The organism is Peribacillus sp. BM1, assembly GCF_056679975.1.
Genome location: NZ_CM155259.1, coordinates 1,253,346 through 1,268,575, shown reverse-complemented (window position 1 = coordinate 1,268,575; position 15,230 = coordinate 1,253,346). Strand labels below are relative to the sequence as shown.

General features: G+C 38.4%; 13 protein-coding genes and 1 pseudogene. 2 read left to right on the top strand and 12 right to left on the bottom strand.

Annotated features, from left to right (window positions below; translation table 11 throughout):
- Positions 1-127: 127 nt before the first annotated feature.
- The 9 genes and pseudogenes from AC1MGI_RS06240 to AC1MGI_RS06200 all read right to left on the bottom strand — a co-directional run bounded on the left by AC1MGI_RS06240 (position 128) and on the right by AC1MGI_RS06200 (position 10,301).
- Positions 128-1,201, bottom strand: coding sequence for an ABC transporter substrate-binding protein (locus tag AC1MGI_RS06240; protein WP_480348944.1), 1,074 nt, complete (start codon positions 1,199-1,201; stop codon positions 128-130).
- Positions 1,198-2,004 (bottom strand): ABC transporter permease, encoded by an 807-nt coding sequence (locus tag AC1MGI_RS06235; protein WP_480348943.1) that lies wholly within the window; start codon positions 2,002-2,004, stop codon positions 1,198-1,200. The genes AC1MGI_RS06240 and AC1MGI_RS06235 overlap by 4 nt, the downstream gene beginning before the upstream one ends.
- 1 nt (position 2,005) lies before the next feature.
- A complete protein-coding gene (locus AC1MGI_RS06230; RefSeq protein ID WP_062186921.1) occupies positions 2,006-2,809 on the bottom strand; it encodes an ABC transporter permease in 804 nt (267 codons plus the stop codon).
- Positions 2,799-3,908: an ABC transporter ATP-binding protein gene (locus tag AC1MGI_RS06225; protein WP_480348942.1), complete on the bottom strand. Its 1,110-nt coding sequence runs from the start codon at positions 3,906-3,908 to the stop codon at positions 2,799-2,801. The genes AC1MGI_RS06230 and AC1MGI_RS06225 overlap by 11 nt, the downstream gene beginning before the upstream one ends.
- Positions 3,909-3,971: 63 nt before the next feature.
- Positions 3,972-4,514, bottom strand: coding sequence for a helix-turn-helix domain-containing protein (locus AC1MGI_RS06220; RefSeq protein WP_480348941.1), 543 nt, complete (start codon positions 4,512-4,514; stop codon positions 3,972-3,974).
- A gap of 374 nt (positions 4,515-4,888) precedes the next feature.
- Positions 4,889-5,956: a nitric oxide synthase oxygenase gene (locus AC1MGI_RS06215; RefSeq protein WP_480348940.1), complete on the bottom strand. Its 1,068-nt coding sequence runs from the start codon at positions 5,954-5,956 to the stop codon at positions 4,889-4,891.
- A 190-nt stretch (positions 5,957-6,146) separates the two neighbouring features.
- Complete coding sequence (locus AC1MGI_RS06210; RefSeq protein ID WP_480348939.1) at positions 6,147-7,532, bottom strand: protoporphyrinogen oxidase; 1,386 nt, start codon at positions 7,530-7,532, stop codon at positions 6,147-6,149.
- Between the two features lie 138 nt (positions 7,533-7,670).
- Positions 7,671-8,159, bottom strand: a complete 489-nt coding sequence (locus tag AC1MGI_RS06205; RefSeq protein ID WP_480348938.1) for a GNAT family N-acetyltransferase — start codon at positions 8,157-8,159, stop codon at positions 7,671-7,673.
- Between the two features lie 104 nt (positions 8,160-8,263).
- Positions 8,264-10,301, bottom strand: a pseudogene (locus AC1MGI_RS06200) (Na+/H+ antiporter).
- A gap of 194 nt (positions 10,302-10,495) precedes the next feature.
- On the opposite strand from AC1MGI_RS06200, the gene AC1MGI_RS06195 reads away from it, so the two are divergent.
- Both AC1MGI_RS06195 and AC1MGI_RS06190 read left to right on the top strand, forming a co-directional pair.
- On the top strand, positions 10,496-12,181 hold the full coding sequence (locus AC1MGI_RS06195) for a methyl-accepting chemotaxis protein (protein WP_480348937.1): 1,686 nt from the start codon (positions 10,496-10,498) through the stop codon (positions 12,179-12,181).
- A 120-nt stretch (positions 12,182-12,301) separates the two neighbouring features.
- A protein-coding gene (locus AC1MGI_RS06190) for an IS3 family transposase (RefSeq protein WP_480348478.1) occupies positions 12,302-13,650 on the top strand; the annotation gives its coding sequence in 2 pieces (ribosomal slippage) (positions 12,302-12,746 and positions 12,746-13,650; 1,350 coding nt in all).
- A 67-nt stretch (positions 13,651-13,717) separates the two neighbouring features.
- Here AC1MGI_RS06190 and trhO read toward each other — a convergent pair.
- From trhO to AC1MGI_RS06175, 3 genes are all read right to left on the bottom strand, one after another.
- The gene (gene trhO, locus AC1MGI_RS06185) at positions 13,718-14,686 is read right to left on the bottom strand and encodes an oxygen-dependent tRNA uridine(34) hydroxylase TrhO (protein ID WP_480348936.1); all 969 of its coding nucleotides are present in this window, start codon (positions 14,684-14,686) and stop codon (positions 13,718-13,720) included.
- 175 nt (positions 14,687-14,861) lie between these two features.
- On the bottom strand, positions 14,862-14,987 hold the full coding sequence (locus AC1MGI_RS06180) for a hypothetical protein (RefSeq protein ID WP_480348935.1): 126 nt from the start codon (positions 14,985-14,987) through the stop codon (positions 14,862-14,864).
- A 42-nt stretch (positions 14,988-15,029) separates the two neighbouring features.
- Positions 15,030-15,212 (bottom strand): hypothetical protein, encoded by a 183-nt coding sequence (locus tag AC1MGI_RS06175; protein ID WP_480348934.1) that lies wholly within the window; start codon positions 15,210-15,212, stop codon positions 15,030-15,032.
- Positions 15,213-15,230: the final 18 nt, after the last annotated feature.

Sequence of the window (15,230 nt, the reverse complement as noted above, 5' to 3'; positions counted from 1 at the left end):
ATGAAAAAGAGGCTATCCTAAACCAAATGCTCAAACCAACAACTATATACAATTAACGAGTGTATGAAACACTATAAATCGCGTATAGAGTGTAAGTCAAACCCATCCAGGACATCCTCCTCCCTCATTATTTCCGGTGCATTTTAAACTCCAGGAAAAGTTCATTATAGGTAGCCAAATTTCTTTTCCCAAGGTTCTCATATACTTCTAGCTTATCAGTTAATTCCGGTGACGGATAAAAACGTTCATCTTTTACCACTTCTTCCGGCAAAAATTCCAGTGCTGCTTTATTCGGCGTTGAGTAGCTTACATACTCTGTGTTTTGTGCAGAAACCTTCGCATCTAGCATGAAGTTAATGAACGCATGGGCCCCATCAATATTTTTTGCTGTTTTCGGGATGACCATATTATCAAACCATAAATTAGACCCTTCACTTGGTACGACATAGTCTAGGTCTTCATTTTCAGACATAATCTCTGAAGCGTCTCCTGACCAAGTAATCCCAATGGCCGCTTCTTTGTTTGCTAGCAGCAATTTATTTTCATCACCGACAATTGCCTTGATGTTTGGAGTCAATAAATCAAGCTTCGCCTTCGCTTCTTGTAAATGTAATGGATTTGTATCATTTAATGAATAATGTAAACTATTAAGTCCCATTCCGATTACTTCGCGCGCGCCATCAATTAATAAAATTTCATTTTTTAATTTAGGATCCCACAAATCATTCCAGCTTGTTATTTCCATCCCATTCAACATTTCTGGATTATAGACAATACCCACCGTTCCCCAAAAGTACGGAATAGAATATACATTATCAGGATCAAATGGCAGGTCTAGAAACCGTTCATCGATATTCTCCAGATTCGGTAGCTTCGAGTGGTCAAGTTGAATTAATAAGTCTTCCTTAATCATTTTATCAATCATATATTCAGATGGAACCGCAACATCATACGTCGTTCCACCTTGTTCAATTTTCGTCATCATCGCTTCGTTTGAGTCAAATGTCTCATAAATTACTTTTATGCCTGTTTCTTTTTCAAATTGATCAATTAAATCCGTATCAATATAGTCTCCCCAGTTATAAACCGTCAACGTATTGCCACCTGACAAACCTTGTGATTGATTCAATCGATTCGTGATAGAAAGGAGCACAATAGAAACAAGAATGATCGTCAAAAATACACGGACTAATTGTTTCATTTACGAACCCCCATTCCGCCTGACTTCGTACTACGCTTCGTGATGAAGTAATAGCCAATGACCAAAATAACGGTAAACAGGAATAGTAAGGAAGACAGAGCATTAATATTCAAAGATACTCCCCTACGTGCCAATGAATAGATTTCAACCGATAAGGTCGAAAACCCATTTCCTGTCACAAAGAATGTAACCGCGAAGTCGTCAAGAGAGTATGTTAGTGCCATGAAAAACCCAGCAAATATGCCTGGAGTAATATAAGGTAAGATCACTTTTGTAAGCACACCCATGTTGCTTGCTCCAAGGTCACGTGCTGCATCAATATAAGTCGGACTCATTTCCATTAGTTTCGGCAGAACCATTAAGACGACGATTGGTACACTAAAAGCAATATGTGCTAACAACACGGAGTAAAAACCAAGCTTGATTCCAGCCATCGTAAACAAAATCAAAAACGATGCACCAATAATCACATCCGGGCTGACGATGAGCACACTATTCAATGATAAAATGGTATTTTTCGTTTGTCTTCTCTTTACCGAATGAATAAACAGAGCACCTATTACGCCAATAATCGTCGAGATTAAAGCAGATAATAACGCAATCACAAGTGTATTCAAAACAATAATTAACAAGCGCGTATCACCAAATAATTCACGATACCAATCCAACGTAAAGCTTTCAAAGTTAAACATAGTACCGCCGCTGTTAAATGAGTAAAAAATAAGAAAGAAGATTGGTGCATACAAGATAAAAAAGATAAGCACTAAAAATAGCGAAGATACAGGTGACAATTTCTTCTTCATCTTATACACCTCTTTTCCTTGCACCTGTCAATGCCATGATCAGGAACATAAAAATAATTAAAAACACTGCGATGGTCGAGCCCATTCCCCAATCTTGGATGACAAGAAAATGCTGTTCAATCGCTGTCCCTAGTGTAATCACACGGTTACCAGAAATTAAACGCGTCAGCATAAACAGGGAAAGAGCCGGAATAAAGACAACCTGGCAGCCTGATTTCACACCGTCCAATGTTAACGGAAAAATGACACGGCGGAATGTAGTCCACGTTGATGCTCCTAAATCATTAGCCGCATCCATAAAACTCGGGTTCAACTTATTTAATGCATTGAAGATTGGTAAAATCATAAATGGAATAAAAATATAAACTGATACAAAAATAAAGCTAAAATCAGTAAATAAAATTTGTTTGGAGCCTATTCCAATTGCTTCTAGGAATTTATTTGCTGCCCCGTACGTACCGAAAATGCCTAGAAATGCATAAGCTTTCAATAGTAAATTGATCCATGAAGGAACAATGATCAGTAATAACCATAGTTGTTTATGCTTTGTCTTTGTTAACAAATAAGCAGTCGGATAGGCAAAAAGCAAAGAAAAGAACGTAATTAATAACGCATACCAAAACGAATTCAACGTCATCATTAAGTAAACAGGCGTAAAGAAATTCTTATAATTGACCAGTGAAAAATTCCCATCAATATCGAATAAAGAATAATAAAGGACGAGTACGATTGGCGCAACGACAAAAAAGACGACCCACAGAAAGTACGGAATGGAGTATAAATTAAACTTCGCTTTATTTTCCATCTTGCACTCCATCACTGTATGCTTCTAAACGTTTGTCAAATTCTTCTTCAGATTCACCAAAACGCATAACATGGATGGCTTCTGCGTCAAAATATAGACCAATTTGATCGCCAACTGTCGCTTTCTTCGTAGAATGAACCAACCACTCATTCCCATCCCTATCATAGCTACTAATTTCATAATGAACGCCGCGGAATAACTGAGAGTCCACGCGCACTTGCAATTTACCTCGGTTCACATCGGTGATTTCCAAATCTTCTGGTCGAATTACAATCTCAACTGGCTCATTTTCATTAAATCCACCATCGACACATTCAAACTCTTTTCCGGTAAACTCGACTCGATGATCACGAATCATTTTTCCTTCAACAATATTTGATTCCCCAATGAAATCCGCGACAAAACGGCTAATTGGTTCATCGTAAATATCTGTAGGCGTCCCGCTTTGTTGGATTTTGCCGTTATTCAACACGAAAATCTCATCTGACATCGCAAGCGCTTCTTCCTGATCATGTGTAACAAAGATAAAGGTAATCCCGAGTCTTTGCTGTAATTCTCTTAATTCATATTGCATTTCCGTTCTCAGCTTCAGATCAAGCGCAGACAAAGGTTCATCCAGCAGGATCACTTCAGGCTCGTTTACAATTGCTCTGGCAATGGCCACACGCTGGCGCTGTCCACCTGACATTTCTGAGATTTCTCTTGTTTCATAACCGTCAAGGTTGACAAAGCTTAATGCTTCTCTAACCTTTGCAGTGACATCACTATTCTTCATTTTCTTAATGCGCAAACCAAATGCAACATTTTCAAAGACATTCAAATGAGGAAATAACGCATAGTCCTGAAAAACGGTATTTACTTGCCGTTTATTAGCCGGCACTCGATTAATAATTTTTCCATTAAAATAAACCTTCCCTTGCGTCGCCTCCGTAAAGCCGGCTATTAAACGTAGAATGGTTGTTTTTCCGCAACCAGAAGGTCCTAGTAGCGTATAAAATTTGCCTCGTTCGATTTCAAAACTAACATCATTCAATACAGCTGGATCTGCATCATATTGTTTAGTTACTTGTTCGAAACGAATGATCGACTCATTTGTCAAAATATTCTCCTCCTCAGTATCTTCATGTATTCGTATGATCCGTTCCACCAAACAGCTGAATTCTTATAAATAAGAATTTGTAACAACTAGAAGCAATTCTGTAGGTCCATCAATATCATTCACCAATTGGTGAGCCTCAGAAGCATGAAAATAAATAGATTCTCCTGCTTTAGCCACATAGATGTGGCTACCTAAATAAACAATGACTCTTCCACTTAATACATACCCAAAGGTTTCTGAAAGAGATGGTTCAAACTTCTTGAACTCCCCTTTTTCTTTAAACGTCAGATAGATCGGTTCCATTTCCTTTTCATTCGATTCCGGTACGAGCCATTTAATCTGATACCCTTTTTCTACTTCTGCAAAAAAAGTCTGTGAATCTTCATCATATACGACTTTTTGAACACGCTCTTCTTCATCAAAGAATTGTTTCGGTGAGCATCCAAGCACCTCTATGATATTGAAAAAGGTTTCAATAGATGGGGAACTCAAATCACGCTCCAATTGGGAAATATATCCCTTGCTTAAATCTGTTCGTTCACCTAACTCCTCTTGAGTTAACCCTTTTTTTAAACGTAAATTCTTAATCTTTTTTCCAATTTGCATAGTTATCTCCATGTGACTCGTCATTGCCACCGTTTTAAACGAAGGTTATTTTTTGACTATCTTCATCGCTTTGATCAAAAGTTTAGTTTTAGTAAACTCCGAGACATTAAAGTACTCTATAAGTAAACTTGAAGTTTACTTACAACCCCAATCATTATACAGGAAGCATGACAATCTTCAACATCTTTTTTGTAATAACTAATGGTACATCATCTGACATAAATATTTCCCCAGAAATAAATTTCATCAAAATACTACATTTTTCTTGCTCATACTGTAGTATTTTAACCATACACTTTATAAGAATAAAGAGTCTGCCCTAACTAGAAGCAATAAAAATCCCCGTGAGCAAAACCACGGAGATTAGGAATGTATCATTTATAGGGAAGTTTTTGATAAAAGTAATTTGGTTTAATGATTTGATTTTTATAAGGCTTATGGAATATATGAGTCGCTGCTGGAGAAACTGGTGGAATGAGCCACGTCCAATTACCAGTCACCGGCCGACTAGCCGCCTTTTCCTTTTTCTCAAACATCTTAAACTGCTGGGCAGCCGTATGGTGATCGACAATACTTACCCCATCCTCTTTAAAAGAATAAAGAACAGCCTGATTGAGTTCAACAAGAGCCCGGTCCTTCCAAAGCGATGAATTCTTGTGAATATCAAGCCCCATATGTTCTGCTATGATTGGAAGCATATTATATCGTTCTTCGTCCGCTAAATTTCTTGCCCCGATTTCTGTGCCCATATACCAGCCGTTAAACGGGGCAGCGTGATAGTTGATTCCACCGATTTCAAGACTCATGTTTGAAATAATGGGAACGGCATACCATTTGAGCTCTAACTCTGCAAACCATTCATATTCAGGGTGGCGCAAAGGGACTTCTTTTACAAGATGAGAAGGAATTTCATACCATTGAGGCTTTCCACCATCCATTTGTATGACGAGAGGTAAAAGATCAAATCGACCAGTTCTGCCCCTCCATCCTAATTCTTCACAAACTTGTGTGAATCTTAGTGAATCCGGATCGCCGATAACCCCATTCTCGGTTTCATAGCCTGCGTATCGAATAAGCTGATGATTCCATATCCGAACACCTTCAGGTTGAAAAATAGTAATAGACGGTCTTATTTTGCCACCGTTTGTTGCAAACGATATATGTTCGAAAAGCGCTTCTACTATCTCTTCCATTGATTGTAAATCACGTTTATCTATTACCTGCATCGTTTCCCAAAACAAACGACCAATACATTTATTACTATTTCGCCATGCCATCTTAGCCCCATATTCAAGCTCTTCAAGCGTATGTTCATACTTGTCTCGTTCTTGAATTTGATGGATTACTTCTTCTAAACGTTTATGCGTTTCATCTTCACCTTTATGTAGTTCCGCATAACTAACTCGAATAAAATGTTCGGCTTCTTTTAGTCGATGTTCCATAGATGTCCGCTGCCTCCTATGTCAGTCTTCGACATGATTATCGTTTACAAATAATGTACCACAACCATTTTCTTATCGCTAAATAAGACAACTAGAAAAACAAGATAAAAAAAAGATACAACTAACTTATTTCTAACGGCTTCCCAAATAAAAAAGGATCTGACTCACATGAAACAAGCCAGACCCCTATTCATAATTGCTCCGTTACCCATTTAGCCGTCGCTTCACCATTTCCGATACAATCGGGAATGCCTACTCCGTAGTAAGAACAGCCAGCTAGACGAATGCCTGGAAAGTCTTGCTCGAGCTTCTCTTCCAGCCGTTGTACAATTTTCCGATGATGGATATGATAATTAGGCATCATGTCGCTCCATTTAGTCACTTCACTCGTTACCGGAGTACCTGAAATGCCCAGACTTAATTTAATATCCCTTAATGCAACCTTAAGCAACTCTTCTTCAGTAGCAGTTTGTAATGAAGCAAACGAGGGGTTTGTACTTTTATAGAAAAGCCGGATTAGCAAATGATTCTTCTTGGATGTATGTGCCCATTTTCTACTTGTCCATGTACAGGCATTACAAGTTAATTCACTAGTTCCTGCAGTAATAAAGCCTGTTCCATCCTTTGGTAGCTCACTGTCCGCCAAATTGAAGCCTACATAGACGCTAATAATGGAACTATTCTTCAATTGGTCAAATTCCTTTTGGAGTGTAGGATTCTTCAATAGCTTTTGAGCAGCATTGTGGGGAATGCTTAAAATGATATAATCAGTTTTAATGCTTTCTCCGTTTCCAAAAGTGACCGTGTATGAATTCCCCGCTTTCGCAACAACCTCTACCTCTGTCCCTTTATGTATCTCAACATCTTCCATCCGTTCTTCCATTCGATCAAGCAAAGTAGACAGACCGCCTTTAAAAGAAAGGAATTTCTTACTGGCATTCCCTTGGGAAGCTTTTTTGTTTTCAGAAAGTCCTCGTATGATGCTGCCGTATTCATTCTTATAATCCAATAAATATGGTAGTGTAGAAGCAATGGTCAAATCAGCAAGTTTGCCTGAGTATACACCAGATAGCACGGGAGCAATTTGTTTTTCTACCAATTCTTGTCCCAGAAAGCATTCCAGAAATTCACCGATAGAATCATCTGTAGTGAACGATTCATTCTTTGTGTAGAAATCCTTCAAGGCCGCAACTTTACCTTCCGCAGAAACTAATGTAGTTTTCGCTAATGACTCGATGCTCGTTGGAATGCCAAATACAGCTTCTTCTGGAATAAGCTTTAATTCTCCATCACTATGAATAAAAGAGCGCCCTGTCGCATTGAATACCACTTTATCTTGTAGCCCTAACTCTTCAATCAATGGTCCGATATACCCTTTACGCGCCACGATAGAATCTGCACCCGATTCCATTATGAAATCACCATCATGCACCGAATGAATTTTTCCTCCAAGCCCCTTATTGGCTTCTGTCAATACAAGTCTAACGTTTGAGCCCGTCTTCTTTTTCCACTTTTGCAATTCATAAAGAGCAGATACACCCGTAATGCCCCCACCTATCACAACGACTGTTTTCAATGATTGTACACCTCAATTACGATCAATTTAAGTTACCTAAAGTGTACCATAAGGGTTCCTTAATTAGTATTTACATTAAACAATACGGTCCCTTTTTGGGTCAACTTTACTAAATTCGCCACAATTATTCCGGATACATTACGACAATGTGTAGCTATATATATGCATGGGACCGCTTCGCCCGATTTTCTCAGCACCTGTATTATGGAATCCGGCTTTTCCATACAATCCTTTTGCCGGCTCGTTGTCCTTATTAACCGCGAGAATAATTTCTTTTTTATCCGGGAAATACTTTTGAACAAAAGGAGGTAAAACAGACATTGCCCTCGCTGCATACTTTCTTCCTTGATAACGGTGATTTATACAAAAGGCTCGCAGTAACATTGCCTGTGGGTTTTCGGTAAACTCGTGAATGCCTTCTCCCGTATGTAGAATGAAAAAACCAACTGGCACTTCTCCTGATAGGACTACAATTGGTCTTCTTTTTGGATCTTCTGTACACTTTTTCAATGCTTCGATAGGAATAGTTGTATATCTTTTCTGTTCATCAGTTAAGTAAAACTTAGCTAATTTCGCTTTATATTTGGGTTCATATAATTGTAATGAGATATCCTGGTTTTCAAGCATTTATTCTACTATCCCCCTTTAGTAGCCTAAATTTTTGTTTATGGTACAATCATTCGGTACAATTTGATATGATAAGACCACTCCAAAGTCATTCCTTCATTGCATCAGTGATCATAACTACTTTCATCTACTACATTCGCTTCTCTAATATTAATGTGCTGGCGGATTTTTTGCGCTAATTCAAAATTAATTTCCCCTTCTTCAAACATGTCCTGAACCTCATCACGCTCCGCTTGAATAGCTGTGTATTGTAAATCGCGCTCGAAGTTTATTTGATCGTGTCCTCGGACCATTTTATTATCTCGTTTTAACCTGGAAATTAGAAAACTATATTCTGCGATCACGATTAAAGAAATCCCCTTATCATCTGGACTTGTTTTCTCCTTAATCTCTCTAATTGCCGCTTTAGCTGTCTTCAATTTAATTGCGATCATTTTATGGAGACGCTCTTTATTTTGCTCGATTAATTCTCTTTTTTTAGATAAAAACAGCTTGCCACTCTTTACTAGCACTTTTTTCAACAAAAGTATGAAAATCAGCCTACGATATTTCCTTCGATTTGTTACCGCCATTTCCATTCTGTGGATATGCTCTAAGCACGAGTTTGCTACTTCATGTTCAACTTGTTCCGTTTTTACAAGTTTCATGATTTCTCGTTCCTCAGCCTCAAGTCCTATGAGTCGAATCTTATTTTCTTTCTCTCTAATTTCCAAGTGATTTTTTTGACTCCCGGCTGCATGGGCTTGATTAATCCTTACGTTATATTTAGAGATAATTCTTATTGCAGCTTCGCGGTTTTCATTTGTAATGGAAGATTCTACTGCTTTGATTGCCGCCGAATGTGATTGAATCAATGCGCGCTTTTCTCTTTCCGCTTTATTCTCACCCGTATGTTCATCCTTTTGCCGGGCAATAATCGGCAAGAAAATGCTTGTAACCATAAGTGTCGCCAAAATGACTCCGGCTGCAATAAAAATAATTAATGAACGTTCTGGAAACGGGCTGCCATCATCTAACACGAATGGAAGAGTAAACGCCCCCGCTAATGTAACAGCACCACGAACACCAGAAACAGTTATAATCCCAATGGCTTTGAGTGACGGCTTTACCATTCCCTTTTTCACTTTCCAACCTGTCCACCATGCTACCAATACCCAAATGAATCGAAGGACAAATAGGGAGATGCTGATTATGATGATATAACCAGTCACTTCCATATTATTAAAAGCTGCGTTTTCAAAAATGGAATTCGCTACACCTGGCACTTGCAAGCCAAGCAAGACAAAAACAAGGCCATTCAAAATAAATAAAATAACAGACCAAGTACTATTCGAAACGATTTGTAGCTTTATCGTCGGCGACTGCTCACGATCCCGTTCAATTGCATGGACGATTCCACCAGCTACGACACCTAAGATTCCTGAAAAGTGGAAGTGCTCTACACTTAAATAAATCACAAACGGAGTCAAAATCTGAATGAGCATATGAATCGTCACATCTTCCATGCCTAGTCGACGGATGAAGACTCTCAGCCTGATAATAGCAAACGCAATGATTGCACCCCCGATAAGGCCTCCTAAAGCAATAATGACAAAGCTTAATGAGGCTTCCGCTAAAGAAAAGTAGCCGGTTACCGTAGCTGCCACCGCAAACTTAAACGCTACAAGACCTGATGCATCATTCGTTAATCCTTCTCCTTCTTAGAGTATGCATAATGATTTTCGGTAGCTTAACACGGCTAGCCATCGCACCAACGGCCACTACATCAGTAGGCGAAAGGATTGCTGCAAGCGCAAAAGCAGCTGGTAAAGGAATAGATGGGATCAACCAATGAATTAAATAACCGATTACAAGAACGGTTACAAAAACTAGCCCTAACGCTAATAATAAAATCGGTACTCTAAGTTTCCATAGCGCCTTACGCGGAACATTTTTTCCATCATTAAATAACAACGGTGCAATGAATAATACAAAAAACAACTCAGGCTCCATTGGCACTTGAAGGCCAATGGGTAAAATCACCAATATCCCTCCCAAAGCGATTTGAATAAGAGGAACAGGAATAAATGGAATAAAGTGATTAATTATATTGGATAGGCCAATGAGGAACAACAGAAGTAAAACAATTAGAAATATTTCCATCTTTCCTTCAAACCACCTTTTCTATGTGTTTTCTATCTTTAATTTACCATAATAAAGGCTTTTCTATTTATCAGAAATACTTATTTGCTTCATTTTCCGAACGGCGATTCATCATTTCCACATAAAAAATTTACATAAGCTTAACAAATTTTTAATACCATTCATGGATAATTAGACCTAGAAAGAAGAGGTGGATGATGGGGAAATTATTTAACTTTTATACAAACTGGTCTTTAAAGACCAAGCTCTTACTATTTATCATATTTATCTTAATTTTCACATCCGGTATCATCAGTTATATGTCTTATGCAAAATCAAAAGATGCGACGATGACCGCTGTCGAACAACGTCTAAAAAGAGAAGTTATGCTTTTTTACCAAATGGCACAGAATCTCATGTATCTTCATGTAGGGGATGAAGAGAATTTCAACAAAAAAATAGAAACCGTCATTAAAAGCCAAAACGCAGACATGAGTCAAGATGGTCTCCATAGCGATTACTTTCTTATCAAAGGAAAAGAAACCGTCCCGTTCTCTGTAAGCCAGAAAATGGCTATAAAAATCCCTGAATCTCTACAAACAGAGATCACGAAAAAAGGAAAGGGCATTTTACATAAAAAAATTAACGGTGTTACCTATACATTTGCTTTTCAACAAATTCAAGAAGTAAAAGGGTCCTTTGTCATTGCTCTACCACAGCAAGTTTATTTAACTAAAATACATGAAATGGCATATTCCATTCTCACAGTCACGATTGCTTGTGTAATTATTACAGCACTTCTTGTCATCGTACTCGTTAATCAATTGACAAGGCCTTTAGAAAAACTAAGAGAACTCATGAAAGAAGCCCGCGAAGGTAATTTTGATATATCACTAAGGGATATTCCAAGGAGCTCAGCCGAAATAACATCCCTTGTTAAAAGCTTCGAATCATTATTACTAACAGTGAAAAGTATGCTACAAAACATTAGCTCAACTACGAATCAATTACATACAACCGGAGCCAAGCTGCAAACTTCCTCAAATGTTGTTTTGGTCCGAAATCAGGAATTGATCAATGAAATAGAAACGGTCAAAAAAGCTGCGGATGAAACAGCCGTTAGCTCTGAAGTATCCATGGTTGCTTTTGACAGAATGAAAGCAGATATTTACCAGACCTTTCAGGAAATGCAGCATATTTTTGATATTTCGAAAACGATGGAGGTTGCTTCTCTAAGTGGGACAAACCATATGGATCAGCTAGTAAATGAACTTGGTTTATTTCAAACGGAATTTAAACAAGTCACCCAAACGATGAATACATTGAAAACTCATTCGGTCTCCGTCACTTCCATCGTCTCACTGATACAGACCGTTGCTGAACAGACAAAATTGCTCGCTCTAAACGCAACCATCGAAGCGGCAAGAGCAGGTGACGCCGGTAAGGGGTTCTCAGTTGTTGCAACGGAAGTCAGAAAGCTTGCTAACGAATCTTTCAAAGCAGCGGAAGAAATCGCTACAACGATGGGGCAAATGGAAGAGATAACAAACCAGACACATCGTGAATTTGAGAACATTTATCATATTGTCAATAAAAATGTTGAAGGAGCATCTAAGAGTAAAGACTCGATTGATTTATGGAGTCTACATGTTGATGAGGTGAACGTTAAGCTTCGATTCATTGAATCAATCCTAAAAAACTTGCAAGGTTCCTTACCAGAAGTGGAACAATCATCCGAAAGATACGTAGCACTGTCGCAACAGACAAGTGCTAGCGCCGAACAAATGCTATCTAGCTTCCAAGAACAACTGAAACAATATCAAGAAACGTATGAAATCGGGAAAGTACTTAATGATTTATCTGGCAAGCTAGGCGAACAAACAGAGGGGATTCAAGCCTAGGAAGATTGTAATATCGTCATGGCCTACATGATTATTTACTGTTGTAGCCTAAAAAAACACCTCAATTCTGAACTGCCCCGTAAATGTTAGACACCAAACTAACATTTACGGGGTGTTTTTATGTCTAAATATACAGTAGAGGATAAGTTAAAAGCGGTAGAACGTTATTTAACTGGAAAGGAAGGCTATAAAACCATTGCAGAAAGCATTGGTACAGTGAAATCACTAGTCATTACTTGGGTTAAATTATTTGAAGCGCAAGGGGCAGAAGGTTTTCAGAAGGGCTATACAAGTTACTCCAGTCAGTTTAAACTAGACGTACTCAATTTTATGAACGAAACGGGCGCGTCTTTTCGAGAAACGGCAAGCACATTTAATATTTCTGCTCCCAGTACCATTTATCAATGGGATCAGTTGCTGAAAACAAAGGGATTGGACGCGCTAGAACCAAAGAAAAAGGGGCGTCCATCTATGAAGAAGAAAACAATTAAAACGACACCAGCTGAGGGCTCAGTAGAAGCGTTACAAGCGAAAATCGAGCGTTTAGAAGTGGAGAATGCTTACTTAAAAAAGTTGAATACTTTAGTTCAAATGCAGGAAAAATTACAAACCAAATCAAAGCGCAAGTAATTTTTGAACTAAAGGATCCGTATGGCGTTGTGGATCTAGTTGAAGTCGCAGACATTCCACGCAGCACTTATTATTATTGGGAGAAACGATTAGACCGAGTGGACAAATACGCCGATATAAAAGAGGCAATTAAGAAGATTTATCATGAACATAAAGGTCGCTATGGGTATCGTCGCATCACAAAAGAGCTAAAGAAATATGGTTTTATTCATGATCCGAAGACCATCAATCGTTTAATGAATGAGCTTGGCTTAAAATGCATGGTCCGTATGAAGAAGTATCGTTCTTACAAAGGGAACGTGGGTAAAATCGCGCCGAACGTATTACAACGTGATTTTAACGCAGATAAAATGAATCAAAAATGGGTAACAGATGTGACCGAATTCCATCTTTTCGGGGAAAAACGTTATCTGTCGCCTGTCCTCGATTTATGTAATGGCGAAATTATTGCGTACAAAGTCATGAGCCGCCCTGTCTATCAACTCGTGGGCAATATGTTAGATGAAGCAATAAAACGTCTTAAACCGGAAGACAAAGTCATTCTTCATTCCGATCAAGGCTGGCATTATCAAATGAAGAAGTATCAGAAAACATTACAAGAGCACCGAATTACACAAAGCATGTCTCGTAAGGGTAACTGCTTAGATAATGCCGTTATCGAGAATTTCTTCGGCTTATTAAAGTCTGAATTGCTGTACCTGCAAGAATTTGAAAGTATGGCTCATTTTGAAAGAGAATTAAAAGAGTACATTGAGTACTACAATCACAAAAGAATGAAGGCAAAATTAAAAGACCTGAGCCCGGTAGAATACCGAACTCGGATCTTAAAAGTTGCCTAAAATATTTGTCTAACTTTATTGGGTCAGATCATTCCTTTCGGATGTGAGGTGTTTTTCATTTAACTCATTATTTCATAGCCATCTCTTCAGTAAGCTGACTTGCTCTTTCGGCCCATTCTTCATCTGTTAGATTGTGTTGCTTTACGTAAAGGTTACGTGGATGCACGCGGCACTCATGCGTACAGCTGCGCATATATTTGTGTTCATTTTCCTCTGACGCAAGGATTTGTTTATTACATTCAGGATTTGCACAATTAATATAACGTTCACATGGCTCACCAGTGAAGTAATCTTGACCAACAATAACATGCTCCTTTTGGTTAATAGGAACCGAGATCCGCTCATCGAACACATACATTTGCCCATCCCAAAGCTCGCCTTGTACTTCAGGGTCTTTTCCGTAGGTGGCGATTCCACCATGAAGCTGACCTACATCTTCAAACCCTTCTCTTACAAGCCATCCAGAGAATTTCTCACAGCGAATACCGCCTGTACAATAGGTTAATACTTTTTTGCCTTCAAGCATTTCTTTGTTGTCGCGCACCCATTGTGGAAGCTCACGGAAAGACTGTATATCTGGTTTAACAGCATTTCTAAAATGTCCTAACTCGTATTCATAATCATTTCTTGCATCTAGAACAATGGTATTTTCATCTTGAAGTCCTTCTAAAAATTCCTTCGGACTTAAATAACGGCCAGTAACCTCAAGTGGATTAATATCATCTTCCAAACGAAGCGTTACAAGCTCATTTCGTGGTCTGACATGCATTTTCTTAAATGCGTGTCCGTCAGCTTCATCTATTTTAAATACGATACCTTCAAATCGAGGATCGCTTTCCATCATGTTAATATACGCATCAGTTTGTTCAATCGTACCTGATACAGTCCCGTTGATTCCCTCAGTAGCAACCAAAATACGGCCCTTTAGCTCGTGCTCTTTACACCAAGCAAGATGCGCAGCTGCAAATTCCTCTGGGTTCTCAATTGTTACATAATAATAGTACAACAATACTCTATACGGTTTACTTTCTATCATTCTTATTACCACCTATCCATTTATATTTGCAAGATATAAAAGGTAATCCTTTTAGGCACTTTACTCTTACAACAAGGTATTATACCAATAAAACTACATATTCGTCAAAAAACGACTGGAAAACATACCAGTCGTTTCCTACCTCCACTCGAACCTATTCAATATATTCAATTCCCTAATCTCCACACCATCTAATTGCCAGTATTCTATAACTCGATTCTTTAAAAGTATACCATTCCTCTTCCAGATTTAAATCGATAAGTACATCCTTAAATCTACAAAAAGCACCTTTGCCATCCAACGCTCTTAGCAGTTGATTTTTACCAGTCTCATCGCTTTGCTCTCAACAGAAATCCAGCACATCAATCGCCAACTCAATTTCTTCCTGCTGCCATTCCGGCATTATTTTTAGTGGCTCGTCTTCTGCCAAGCATAACTCTTCTTCTGAAACAGTGACAAACTTTCCATTTTTTAATGACATGAAGGTTTGATACCCCTCAAATTGAATATCCATTTCCTCAATCAACTGTTTTATACACGTACC

Coding starts and splice junctions, on each gene's coding strand:
- AC1MGI_RS06215 (WP_480348940.1), bottom strand. CDS start 5,956: ATGGAACATCGACTAAAAGAAGCCGAACATTTTATTCGAGTTAGTTAT.
- AC1MGI_RS06235 (WP_480348943.1), bottom strand. CDS start 2,004: ATGAAGAAGAAATTGTCACCTGTATCTTCGCTATTTTTAGTGCTTATC.
- AC1MGI_RS06195 (WP_480348937.1), top strand. CDS start 10,496: ATGATGGGGAAATTATTTAACTTTTATACAAACTGGTCTTTAAAGACC.
- trhO (WP_480348936.1), bottom strand. CDS start 14,686: ATGATAGAAAGTAAACCGTATAGAGTATTGTTGTACTATTATTATGTA.
- AC1MGI_RS06230 (WP_062186921.1), bottom strand. CDS start 2,809: ATGGAAAATAAAGCGAAGTTTAATTTATACTCCATTCCGTACTTTCTG.
- AC1MGI_RS06205 (WP_480348938.1), bottom strand. CDS start 8,159: ATGCTTGAAAACCAGGATATCTCATTACAATTATATGAACCCAAATAT.
- AC1MGI_RS06220 (WP_480348941.1), bottom strand. CDS start 4,514: ATGCAAATTGGAAAAAAGATTAAGAATTTACGTTTAAAAAAAGGGTTA.
- AC1MGI_RS06240 (WP_480348944.1), bottom strand. CDS start 1,201: ATGAAACAATTAGTCCGTGTATTTTTGACGATCATTCTTGTTTCTATT.